Annotated in this window: 2 protein-coding genes; one reads left to right on the forward strand and one right to left on the reverse strand. The window is 40.4% G+C overall.

The features are described 5' to 3' along the window. Positions 1–43: 43 nt before the first annotated feature. Positions 44–5,977: an alpha-L-fucosidase gene (locus FOA33_RS07650; protein ID WP_221161181.1), complete on the forward strand. Its 5,934-nt coding sequence runs from the start codon at positions 44–46 to the stop codon at positions 5,975–5,977. A gap of 549 nt (positions 5,978–6,526) precedes the next feature. Here FOA33_RS07650 and FOA33_RS07655 read toward each other — a convergent pair. Beyond that, positions 6,527–11,893 carry a Cna B-type domain-containing protein gene (locus FOA33_RS07655; RefSeq protein ID WP_259664488.1) on the reverse strand — a complete coding sequence of 1,789 codons (5,367 nt, stop codon included), beginning with the start codon at positions 11,891–11,893 and terminating at the stop codon, positions 6,527–6,529. Between the last annotated feature and the right edge of the window lie 2,022 nt (positions 11,894–13,915).

A 13,915-nucleotide genomic window follows, 5' to 3' on the forward strand; every position in this document is an offset into this window, starting at 1 on the left:
TTGGGCAGTAGCTGACTGCCTTTCTAAAAACTAGGAGTATATTATGAATCGATACCTTTTTGAAAAAGGGCAAACATTTAGCATTCGGAAGTTAACCGTAGGTGTGGCCTCTGTCATCGTCGGACTGGCATTTTTTGCTTCTGGAACCGTGCGTGCGGACGAAACCCCTCCTGCCACGACATCCAATCTTGACAAACAGATTGAGCAAGTCACAGATATAGAACAGACCAAGGCTGAACCAGTCAAAGAAGAAGGCCGAGTAGAGACTGAAAAACAAGAAACACCTGTTGCCGATACCAGCAGTGCTGATTTGCTCCCTGAAGACATCCAGGACCGTGCCTATCCTGACACACCTGTCAAAGGACTCGACACGACTACTATCGTTGACCAGAAAGCTAGTCCAAAAGTAGAAACTAAGAGCATTCTAAAGGATAAGGAAGAAGCTCCAAAAGAAACTGAGAATGGAAACCGTGCTATTATTAACGGTGGACAAGACCTCAAACATATCAACTACGAGGGACAACCTGCTACTGCTGCTACTATGGTTTACAGCACTTACAACGCAGGGGAACAACGCTACCTCGTTTCAGGCTCAGGTATCTTCGTAGCACCTAACCTGATTCTTACCGTTGCACATAACTTCCTAGAAGCCAATAAAGAAACCGGCGAAGGTCACATTCGTGGTGGAAAATCTGCCCAGTTCTACTATAACGTTGGTTCAAACAGCGAAAAGAAAAACTCACTTCCATCTTCTGGGACTACGGTTCTATTTAGAGAAAAGGACATCCATTTCTGGAACAAGAAAGAGTTTGGAAAAGGCTATAAAAACGACCTTGCTCTTGTAGAAGCTCCTATTCCTCTTCCAATTGCTAGTCCAAACAAAGCAGCAACCTTTGCACCTTTAGCGGATCACAAGACGCATCAACTAGGAGAAGCCATTAGTACGATTGGCTACCCAACAGACTCGAGCTCAAAAGAGTTAAAACAGCCTATCCTAGCTGGCCAACTTTACAAGGCAGATGGGACTATCCGATCTGTTGAGTCCTATGATGATAAGGGAACGACCGGTATCACTTACCAAACCACTTCTGTATCTGGTTTGTCTGGTGGTGGGATTGTAGATAGCCAAGGAAAAGTTCTCGGTGTTCACCAACACGGAACTGTTGACAATGGTGTTCCTGAAAAGGATCGCTTTGGTGGCGGACTCGTCCTTTCACCTGAACAACTGAAATGGGTTAAGGACTTGATTGCCAAATATGGTGTGAAAGGCTGGTACCAGGGAGACAACGGAAATCGTTACTACTTTACTGATGAGGGGCGTATGCTTCGGAACGAAACAGCTGTTATCGGAAGCAACGAATATTCCTTCAACCAAGATGGGATTGCTACCTTGACCAAGGGAGTTGAATACGGTCGTGTGGTTATTCAACACGAAGACGAAGAAGGAAATCCTGTCAAAGATAATGATACCTTCATCGAACAGACAGCTGTTGATTCTCCATTTGACTACAATTTCAAAAAAGAAATTGAGAAAACGGACTTCTATCAAAAAAATAAAGACAAATACGAAATTGTATCCATTGATGGCGTAGCAGTCAATAAACAGCTAAAAGATACATGGCCTGAAGAGCACAATGTTGTCAGCAAAGCGCCTGCCGGTACACGTGTCATCAAGGTGGTCTATAAAGTCAACAAAGGCTCTTTCAAAGTTTACTACCGTCAAAAAGGAACCACTACTGAACTAGCAGAAGCAACAGTTGATAACAATGAAGGTCAAGAGTATGAGGTTTCCTTCGTACATACTTTCCAAGCTAAAGAGATAGCTGGCTACCGTCCAGTCAAGGCTAGTTTGGAAGCAAGGATCCAGCAAAAAGGGGTGAATGAAGTCGTCTTTGAATATGAACCGGTCGCTGATACAGCTAATCCAGCGACTCCGACCCCACCAGTGGCTCATCCAGAAGATAAAGAAACTGAGATTGGCAATCATGGACCTCTTCCAAGCAAGGCCCAACTCGATTACCACAAGGAAGAATTGGCAGCCTTCATCCACTACGGAATGAACACCTATACCAATTCTGAATGGGGAAATGGGAAAGAAGACCCCCGATACTTCAATCCAACCAACTTGGATACAGACCAATGGATTCGCACCCTGAAGGAAACTGGCTTCAAACGAACCATTATGGTTGTTAAACACCACGACGGTTTCGTTGCTTACCCTTCTAAGTATACAGATCATACTGTAGCTGCTAGCCCATGGAAAGATGGAAAGGGTGACCTTCTCGAAGAAGTTTCCAAGTCTGCTAGCAAGTATGACATGAATATGGGGGTTTACTTGTCACCATGGGATGCCAATCATCCAAAATACCATGTTGCAACCGAAAAAGAATACAACCAATACTATCTCAACCAACTGAAAGAAATCCTTGGAAATCCGAAATACGGAAATAAAGGGAAATTCATCGAAGTTTGGATGGACGGTGCGCGTGGTAGCGGTGCCCAAAAAGTAACCTATACCTTTGATGAATGGTTCAAATACATCAAAGAAGCTGAAGGAGATATCGCCATCTTCTCTGCTCAACCGACAAGCGTTCGCTGGATCGGAAATGAACGTGGTATTGCAGGCGACCCTGTTTGGCATAAAGTCAAGAGAGCCAACATCACAGATGATGTAAAAAATGAATACCTCAACCACGGCGACCCTGATGGTGATATGTATTCTGTGGGGGAAGCTGACGTTTCGATCCGTTCAGGCTGGTTCTACCATGACAACCAACAGCCGAAATCACTCAAAGAGTTGATGGACATCTACTTCAAGTCTGTTGGTCGTGGAACCCCTCTCCTTCTCAACATTCCACCAAACAAAGAAGGAAAATTCGCAGATGCGGATGTGGCTCGCTTGAAGGAATTCAAAGCAACCCTAGACCAAATGTATGCGACTGACTTTGCCAAAGGTGCCACTGTAACAGCAAGTTCTACTCGTCAGAACCACCTCTACAAAGAAAGTCACCTGACTGACGGTAAAGATGATACTAGCTGGGCGCTCTCAAATGATGCCACAACTGGTAGTTTCACAGTCGATTTGGGGCAAAAGAGACGTTTTGACGTTGTCGAACTCAAAGAAGATATCGCCAAAGGTCAACGTATCTCTGGTTTCAAGATTGAAGTTGAAATCAACGGTCGCTGGGTGACTTACGGAGAAGGTTCAACTGTTGGTTACCGTCGCTTGATTCAAGGCAAGCCTGTAGAAGCACAAAAAATCCGTGTGACCATCACAGGAGCACAAGCTACACCAATCTTGACCAACTTCTCAGTCTACAAGACACCTACTAGCATTGAGAAGACAGACGGTTACCCTCTTGGACTGGAATACCACTCAAATACAACAGCGGATACAGCCGGTACAACTTGGTACAATGAATCTGAAGGTGTTCGTGGCACTTCTATGTGGACCAATCAAAAAGATGCCAAAGTAAGCTATACCTTCACAGGAACCAAGGCCTATGTCGTCTCTACAGTCGACCCTGGTCATGGAGAAATGTCTGTCTACGTTGATGACCAAAAAGTTGCGGATGTGCAAACTAAGAACGCTAGCCGTAAACGTAGTCAAAAAATCTTTGAAACAGGCGATTTAGCACCTGGCCAACACACTATTACCCTCGTTAATAAAACAGGTGAACCAATTGCTACAGAAGGAATCTACACCCTAAACAATGATAGCAAGGGAATGTTCGAACTCGAGTCTACTAACTACGAAGTCGAAAAAGGAAAACCAGTCACTGTTAAGATTAAACGTGTTGGTGGAAGCAAGGGAACTGCTACTGTTCGCTTCATCACAGAACCTGGAACTGGGGTTCACGGTAAAGTTTACCAAGATACAACTCAAGATGTGACTTTTGAAGATGGAGAAACAGAAAAGACTGTGACCATCCCAACGATTGACTTTACAGAACAAGCCGACTCTATCTTTGACTTCAAAGCCAAGCTCACTTCTGTCACTGATGGTGCCCTGCTCGGTTTTGCTACCGATGCAACCATCCAAGTAATGAAAGCCGAATTGCTAATCAAGGATCAAACAAGCTATGATGACCAAGCTAGTCAGTTGGATTACAGTCCTGGCTGGAACCATGAAACCAATTCCGCAGATAAATACCTAAAGACGGAGTCTTGGGCTTCCTTTGGTCGCTTAACTGATGAACAAAAGAAAAAGACAACCGTAACAGCTTACTTCTACGGTACTGGACTTGATATCAAGGGCTATGTTGATCCAAATCATGGTATCTACAAAGTCTTCCTAGATGGCAAAGAAGTTCCTTACCAAGATGGCATGGGAAATGCTTCAACTATTGACGGTAAGAAATACTTTAGCGGTCGTGCAGCCCAACGTCAAGGCAATCAAACTCTGGTTAGCCTAAAAGGTCTGGACGAAAACTTGCACGCAGTCACCCTTCAACTAGATCCTGATCGAAACGATTTGTCTCAAAATATCGGTATTCAAGTGGACCAATTTATCACTCGTGGCGAAGGTAGCGAACTCTACAGCAAGGCAGATATCATCCAGTCTATCTCTAAATGGAAAGACGATCTGTCCAACTTTGACCCAGCAGGCTTGAAAAATACGGCTACTGCACGCCAAGCTTTCCAAGCAAATCTAGAAAAATTGAGAAACCAACTCAGTGCTGATGCAGTGGATGTTCAAGAAGTCATGTTGACGGTCAGTGCCCTACAAGATATCCTATCCAAGGATGAGAACTATCAAAGAGGCCAAGAGGAGCCTAGTCCAGAGCAACCGGAACAGCCAGAAGAACCTGAGAAACCTGACCAGCCTGAGCAACCAGCTGAACCAAAACAACCGGAAATTGAGTATGATAAGGCTATGGACAGCTTAACAAAAGCGATCGAGAAAAAAGTCGCTGAGCTTGGATCCAACAAGGAAGCTAAGAAGCAATTGCTAACAATTGCTGACCAAGCCATTGCTGCAATCCAAGAAGCGAAAACTCAGGAAGCAGTCAATAAAGCGCTAGAAACTGCTCTCGAACAAATCAACAAAATCGAAGCAGCTCAACCGGAAAAGCCAGCTCAGCCTGAGAAACCTGCTGAGCCTGAAAAACCAGCTCAGCCTGAAAATCCGACTCTACCGGAAAAACCTGCTGAGCCTGAAAAGCCAGCGCAACCGGAACAACCTGCTCTACCGGAAAAACCTGCTCAGCCTGAAACTCCAGCGCAGCCTGAAAAACCAGTTCAACCTGAACAACCTGCTGAACCTGAAAATCCGACTCTACCGGAAAAACCGGCGCAACCGGAAAAGCCTGCTCAGCCTGAGAAACCGGCGCAACCGGAAACTCCTGCGCAACCAGAAAAGCCAGCTAACCCTGAGAATCCAGCGCAGCCTGAAAAACCGGCTAATCCTGAAAAGCCAGTGCATCCGGAAAAACCTGCTCAACCAGAAAAACCAATTACTTCTTCAAGTCCTGAGGAAGGGGTCAAGGACCTTGTCTTTACACTTCCAAGTTTGGAAATTGTCAATAAGGCAGTACCATTCAAAACTATCCGTCACGAAAACCCACAATTAGACAAAGGAAAAGAGCATGTTCTATCAGAAGGAAAAGACGGTCTTTTAGTTGAGTATGTTGAAGTGGACCGTGACAATCGCAAGGTTCTCCAAACAGAAGCAACTCCAGCTCAAGATCGAGTGATTGAGGTAGGTAGCAAACAAAGCTCAGTTGGAACAGAAGCGCCACCAGTTGTGACTCTTCCTGAGTATGTTCTACCAAGAGAGACTGAAAAACCTGCTCCAGTCGTAACAGATAATTCATCATCAAAAGATGAAAAAGCTCCTGTTACAGCTACAGTCAAAGAAGACAAGGAAAGACTACTCCCTGCAACTGGAGAACAAGAAGCAACTGCTTTCCTCTTCTTAGCAGCCATTACTTCTATCTTGTCTCTCCTCATCTTCCCAAAGAATTTCAAAGACTAATAACCCTCTTTGATTGATTCTTTCTAATTATTCAGTTCCCCCGTTGAGAAGACCATTTGGTCTTCTCTTTTTTTCACGATCAATCTTGTGTGAAAAAATCTATAAAGGATCCCAAAATTTAATTGAACTTTTTATAAATTCACAGTACTGAATGCCCATATTTTTCTAGCCTCCTACTTAAATAGTTTCCTCTAAAACTTACTCGAGTCATCTCCATTCACAGAATTCATTTTCATCACTTAGTAGGACAAACACTTCTCAAATCAATTGTTATCCCTTAACGATCTATTATTTCATTTCGGATGACAAGTCTCCATCAATACCCTATATTTTATAGGCTAGAATACTAAAAAATTCAAGAGCATACTTTATTATTTATTGAAAATACTATGTTACTATCAACTAATCTTATGTAAATTGATTCTTAATAACGATTAAAAAGTGTCACTTATTTCTCAAGATAAAAAATAGTCCAGAACAAGTGTTCTGGACTATTTCCTTTCCAATTACTTCCTAAGAACTAACTGAAAATCATCTCTCATCTAGAGATTATTTATTTTTACGGCTTACAAAGTACAATCCACCAGTCACTGCCATCAAAGCAAGTCCTGCAACTACTGCTACATTAGATGCTTTTTCACCAGTGTTAGGAAGTTGAGGTTTTTGTCCTGGTTTTCCTGGTTCATTTGGTTTACCTGGTGTTGGTTTTTCTGGATTGTGTGTATTTGTGATATTGAAGCCTTCTACTTCAGATGTATAACCATCAACTGGAACTTCTACTACAGAGTATTCGATTGCTTGACCGTCTTTATAACGATCAAGGTCTGTGAACTCATAAGTCCAACCAGTTGCTTCTGAGGCTACCGCAGTCTTACCAGTGTCTTGACCATCGGCAAGAAGTTTCACTGTGATAGATGCTGGACGGATACCGTCTTGGTTCTCTTCATCTTTCCAGATCTTCTTACCTTTTACAGATGTTTTCTCTGGTGTATGTGTGTTGGTAACAGTGTACTTACCGTCTTTGTCCGTAGTAACTGTTGATTTATATTCTTTCACAGCTACTTCTTTAACAGTGTACTTGATTTCTGTACCATTTTCATACTTAGGAAGTGCTTTTGATTCGAACTTCCAACCAGTTTTTTCTGAAACTTCAATTTCTTGAACAACTTTGTCGCCGTTAAGAATTTGAACTTTCACTTTATCTGCACGTTTGCCGTCTTGGTTGTTGTTATCTTTCCACACCTTAGTTCCTGAAAGAACGACTGTTTCTACGTCATGAGTGTTTGTCACCACTTGACCAGTCACAGAGGCTTTGTATCCAGCTGGTACGTCTACTTCCTTGATAGAGTAAGTGATTTCTTTACCAGCTTCGTATTGTGGAAGATTTGTGAAGGATGCTACCCAAGTGTTAGCGTCCGTCTTATCCTTAGCTGTCAAGGTCAATTTCTTACCTTCAACGGCTACTGGATCTGCATCTCCTACTTTTTTATAAAGTTGAACCGTTACGGACTCAGGACGTTTGCCGTCTTGGTTATTCGCGTCGTTCCATACTTTTGTTACTTTGTAGTCGATTTCTTTTGGTGCATATTTGTTTGTGATGGTAAAGTCTGTAATAGTTGATTCGTATTCTGCTACGGCTTCTTCTGTTACAGTGTATTTGATTTCTTTACCAGCTTTATATTTTGCTAATTTTTCGAATGTAGCAGTCCAAGTTCCGTCTGCGGCTGCTTGAACTTCTTTCGATGCGACTTTCTGACCGTCTGCTAAAAGATTAATTGTAATCTTAGTTGGACGTTTGCCGTCTTGGTTATTGGCATCATCCCAGTTCTTAGTTGCTTTAATGTCAACTGTTTCTGGAGAATAGCTATTTGTGATAGTGAATCCTGAGGCAGCGTCACCAGTAACCTTAGAAGTGTAACCAGGAACAGTTACTTCTACTACTGTGTACTTAATAGGTGTGCCGCCTTTATCGGCATCAAGGTCTGTGAAGCTTCCAGCCCAACCGTTTGCGGCATTGAGCTCAAGTGTCTTACCTGTATCTTGACCATCTGCAAGCAATTTAACTGTGACAGACGCTGGACGTTTACCATCTTGGTTGTTCTTATCATCCCATGCTTTCTTCACAGAAACTGAAGTTTTCGCTGGAGTGTACTTGTTAGTGAAGACTAGGTCTTTTGCTTCTTTTGAAGCTGTTGCTTTCAATTCAGTTGCACTGACTTTTTCAACCGTTACTTCAACTTCTTGAACGGTCTTATCGTAAGTGATTCCTGCTTCAGATCCAGCAACTTCTGAGATGGTGTACTTGTGAGTTCCCACTTGGCTTTCATCATATGAGATCGGTGAGAAGGTTACTGTTCCGTCTGCGGCGTTTGTCACTGTTTCGACAACAGTTCCATCTTCCTTCTTCAATTCAAAGCTGTATTTACCTGCTTCAAGATCTTTTCCTTCAAGAACTTTCTTAGCTCCAAGAGTTACACTTGTAGCCCCTGCTGGTGTGTACTTGTTGGTGAAGACTAGATCTTTTGCTTCTTTCGAAACAGTTGCTTTCAATTCAGTTGCGCTTACCTTTTCAACCGTTACTTCAACTTCTTGAACGGTCTTATCGTAAGTAATTCCTGCTTCAGATCCAGCAACTTCTGAGATGGTGTACTTGTGAGTTCCCACTTGGCTCTCATCATATGAGATTGGTGAGAAGGTCACCGTTCCGTCAGCAGCGTTTGTCACTGTTTCGACAACACTACCGTCTTCTTTCTTCAATTCGAAGCTGTATTTTCCAGCTTCAAGATTCTTACCTTCAAGAACTTTTTTCGCACCAAGAGTGACACTTGTAGCCCCTGCTGGTGTGTACTTGTTGGTGAAGACTAGGTCTTTTGCTTCTTTTGAAGCTGTTGCTTTCAATTCAGTCGCGCTTACTTTTTCAACCGTTACTTCAACTTCTTGAACGGTCTTATCGTAAGTAATTCCTGCTTCAGATCCAGCAACTTCTGAGATGGTGTACTTGTGAGTTCCCACTTGGCTCTCATCATATGAGATTGGTGAGAAGGTCACTGTGCCGTCTGCGGCGTTTGTCACTGTTTCGACAACACTACCGTCTTCTTTCTTCAATTCAAAGCTGTATTTACCTGCTTCAAGTGTTTTACCTTCAAGAACTTTCTTCGCTCCAAGAGTTACAGTTGTTGCTCCTGCTGGAGTGTACTTGTTTGTAAATACAAGATCTTTTGCTTCTTTCGAAACAGTTGCTTTCAATTCAGTTGCGCTTACCTTTTCAACCGTTACTTCAACTTCTTGAACGGTCTTATCGTAAGTAATTCCTGCTTCAGATCCAGCAACTTCAGAGATGGTGTACTTGTGAGTTCCCACTTGGCTCTCATCATATGAGATTGGTGAGAAGGTTACAGTTCCATCAGCAGCGTTTGTAACTGTTTCGACAACACTACCGTCTTCTTTCTTCAATTCGAAGCTGTATTTACCAGCTTCAAGAGCTTTTCCTTCAAGAACTTTCTTAGCTCCAAGAGTTACACTTGTAGCCCCTGCTGGAGTGTAAGTGTTCTCGAATACTTTTTCGCCGTCATAAGCAACGGTTGCTTCAAGGACACCTTTACCATTGTCCGCTACAGTTACTGTAGCTGTGATGGTTTTAGTATCGTACTGGATACCTGTAGCAGTACCCGCTTTCTCAGCAATCTTATAAGTATAAGTGCCTGCTTTGTCGAATTCCAATTCTGAGAACTTAACGTTTCCGTCTTTGTCATTCTTCACGGTTTCTTTCACATTGCCATCTTGGTCTGTCAAGGTAAACTCAAACTCATCAGCTTTCAACTCACGACCTGTCAACTTCTTAGTCACTTCAAGAGAAGCTGAAGTTGGTTTTACTGTATACTTATTGGTAACAGTCAATCCTGCTGTTTGTTCTGAGGTATAGCCATCAACTGTAGTAACTGGATTTCCATCTTTATCAACTTCTTTAATACTGTAGGTATATGTCACACCATTTTGATCAGTCGCAGGAAGATCTGACCATTCTACAGCACCGTCTGTCTTAGGTACTTCTTTTTGGTCAGCATCTGTAACTGCTTCTGCAGCACCACCTTCTAGAGTACGATACAATTTAAAGAAGAGACTTGGGCGAACACTATCCGTTCCACCAGTCCAGACTTTATTAGCAGTTACTTTTGTTTTTGGAACCTCATAAGTATTGGTTACTTGTGTCTTGTCTGCATTGTAAGAGACGACGTAGTTATGATCGTTAGATGCGACTTTCTCTCCTTCTTTCAAAGGAAGTTCAGTAGTATCTTGAAGCTCGCGAACAGAGTAGATTAATTTTGTTCCATCAACATCATACTTAGGAAGTTGGTTTTTCCACTTGTAAGTGTAAACACCATTGGATTCTGTCACTTCTGGAGTATAGCTACCAGAAACAGGTTTAGAGTCCTCAATAGTTTGTCCTTCTTTATGGACATACAAGCCGAACTTAACTTTCTTATAATCTGCGGCTTTTCCACCTACCCAAGTCTTAGTAGCTTCAAAGTCAACTGTCTCACGTTTGTTAGAGATATTTAAAGGAACACCCTCTTTTTTCATCTCTACTTCAAACTCTTGACTATTTGCAATATAACCTGACTTAGGTGCTTTTTCTTTTACAATGTATTGACCTTCTGAGAGAACTGGAGAAAGGGCAACGCCATGTTCATCTGTCGTAATTTCAGCAACTTTCGTTCTATCACTCTTCTTAAGAATTTCAAAGACAACACCACTTAACTTCACAGTAGCATCGGCCTCATCATACTTGGTGATTTTGATTTTACCAGCAAGATCCGCTGTAACAGTTGCACCAGCTCCTTTAACGGATTTGACACCTGATTTCATAGTTGTGCTACCAGTATCTTTTCCATCCCAAGATTTCCAACTTTTCTGAGGGACACCATCATAAGTTATCCCTGCACTGTTAACAACTTCCGTTCCATCTGCAGGAGTAGTCGTACTATACTCTAAACGTAAAGTTTTGGTCCCTGTATTGGTTGGCAATAAAAGTTCAAATGAAGTACCACCATTTTTGAGGGTTAACAGTGCCGTATCATCTGGATTTGCTTGATAAACTGTCGGATCCGTTGTAACTTTATATTCGTGACGATAGGAAACAACATCTGCGCTACTTGTATTACTTGTCTTATATTCTACCTCAAAGAATTTAAAACTATCTACAAGATAAGTTGCTAGAGACCCCTTACTGGTGTCAATGCTATCATTTATCTTGACAACTTTTCCAGTTAAATCTTCGCCAGCACGATTGATTCGCATCCACCAGGCTAGATAGTCCGTATCAGAATTTGTCCATCCACCCTTATAACCAATTTCGCCTTCAACTGGCACATCTTGGCTATCACTACCAAATGGTTTAAAGGTTATTGTTTGTTCTTTATCCCCAGGTAAGCGATACGTGACTTTATTCACTTCTCCAGTTGTTTTTAGCATTGAAGTAACATTAAATGTCCCTCTAATATTTTGCTTACTTTCAACTTTTTCATTAAATGTAAAAGTTATTGTCCTCGTAGCACTATCTGCTATGACTTGCCCCAGGACCTCTCCGCTCACACTATCCTTTAATTCAAATGTTGCGTCAACTAGATCTAGACCATCTGGAGCTTTTACGGTGAAATAATCACCATTCTTTATTTCCCCTGCAGATAGATTAGAAAAGCTATACTCTCCATAATAGAGAGCTCGTACCTCTTTTTGTCCCTTAGAATGCCAAAAAGTTTCGTCAGCTACACCAGACCCCGAATTTCGTATTTCAACATTTGACAATGTGACCTTATCTGTCAAATCTTGCGCCTGTACTGGATTTGATAGAGCCATCGAGCCAAAGAGGACTAGAAGTGGCGTAAAAATATAGAGCCACAATTTTTTTAATTTCATGATTTTTCCTTTCTAAATGATTGAAATTGATTGAATAGTGCATCTTCTTTTTCCAGTAGGCAACACCCCTTTCAATCGCATGATTTGTTACACGATAACATACTTGTAACACTTGCTTTGAAAAACAATTACACTATTATACTATTTAAAATATTTATTCAATTCAATCTTTAGCAGGAGTATCATTACTCTTGGTCAGATGGAAATATAGCAAAATGCCACCTCTAGTATACAATAATTACTGATTATAGTCTAGTAATTTCCATAAATTAATAGACTAGTTTCCACGTGGAGAGTTCAATATAAAGTATTCAGAATAATTAAAATCGTCTTACAATGAAATACGTACCATCTTAGCTTTATCAACCGCCTTTACTTATTATTCATTATCTCTCCTCTGAAATATAAATCAAATAAATAATATGTAATAAATCAATCACTTTAAAAGCAAAGAAAGATTATATTATCATTAATCTTTCTAATAAACCGCCAAAACATTTCCAAATAAACACAGATCTTACTTTAAAAGAGAAGCCTCATATACTAAAACTATGATTGTGGATACCCATTTACTGAAAGAAATCAGACCTAATATTAAAAATATAAGACCATTTGAGAAATCCAGTAGATACTATTAGTCTAAAAATATCTCTCACGAATTTGTAAATCTATTGGATTATATAGAGTAAAAAAATATAAAACAAGAACTAACTCATGTTATTGAACAGTATATAAAAGAAAAAGAATAGGAAAGTTTCTAAAAAGAAAGTAAAGAATCATCGGACTAGAACTACTAGCTGAATGCCCCATTACCAGAGTGTGGCTTTTCCTTAAATCAAACATCCTAAGATCATTCTTCTGCTATCACAGATGTTAAAGCATTTAAATTTAATACCAACATGGCAACCGCCTGGTAAAAACCTTTACAATTCAGGATATGCTTAAATTATGCTAGGTATGATCATTTGGCATGTCAATAGAATCAATCCATCAATGATTTCCGCTTAGATGAATTCACAACTTATTATTAAAAGTCGCATCTATTCTCTGAAAAAGGCTAAAGAATCAAAAGTGAGAAAGCTTTTATTCAAGGGAACTCCTAAACGAGTATAGATAAAAAATAGAGAGATACCATAAATAAACAGTCTCGGTTTATATAGGTGGCAATTTCATAGGAACTACCTCAGAAGTAGGGAACTAGAAATGTTTTATCTTTTCATTGTTCAAAAGGTAGTAGGAATTCTTTGCGAAGTTCTCGTCGTATATCGGCTCCAAAATAATTTATCCAAGGATTTAGTTCCGTACAGTATTACATCCTTTTAGTCTTATTTTAATCAATCTATTATAGCAACATGCCCTATAGTAGCTTGTTCAAGATCTTCTAAAAGCATAAAATTCTTCTCAGATTTCTGAAACATCTCAAATTTAATAATTCCCCATAAGAGCTCCATCATGCCGTGCCTGAACAATTACTTTTGTATAGTATTGATGTTCTAGAAATCAAAAAGAACACCCTTAAAGGTGCTCTTTGCAAGTATCGTAATTCTTTCGAATTAACGTTTACTAAATTGTGATGCTTTACGAGCTTTCTTAAGACCTGGTTTGAACAGAGTTAGTTTCAATAAATTCCAAAACTCTTTAAAATCAGCGTTTTCCCTTATTTACAGAAAGCGGATTTTCATATAATTTCAACTAATTTGATTTGAATGGTGTGAATTTTACCCCCAAAATACACGAATTGAGCTACTAAATACCAAAATTCACACCATTATTGTTTAAAAAACAAAGCAAGTGATTTTCTAACAGTCACTTGCTTTTTGTATCAATGATTTTCTACAAAATTTAAAATATCTTCATAGGTTAATAAGGAAACAATCTGTTCAACAGTTAAATGAAATATTTTTTATTTTTGATATACAATAAATCATGTTTTATAAATATCATATCGCCTTTATGGTTATGGAGATTACTTTGTCAGGGATTTTAATCTTATTTGAAAGAACTTTTCTACACGATAAAAAT

It is taken from the genome of Streptococcus cristatus (assembly GCF_019685515.1).
In the GTDB taxonomy this organism is placed as follows: Bacteria; Bacillota; Bacilli; order Lactobacillales; family Streptococcaceae; genus Streptococcus.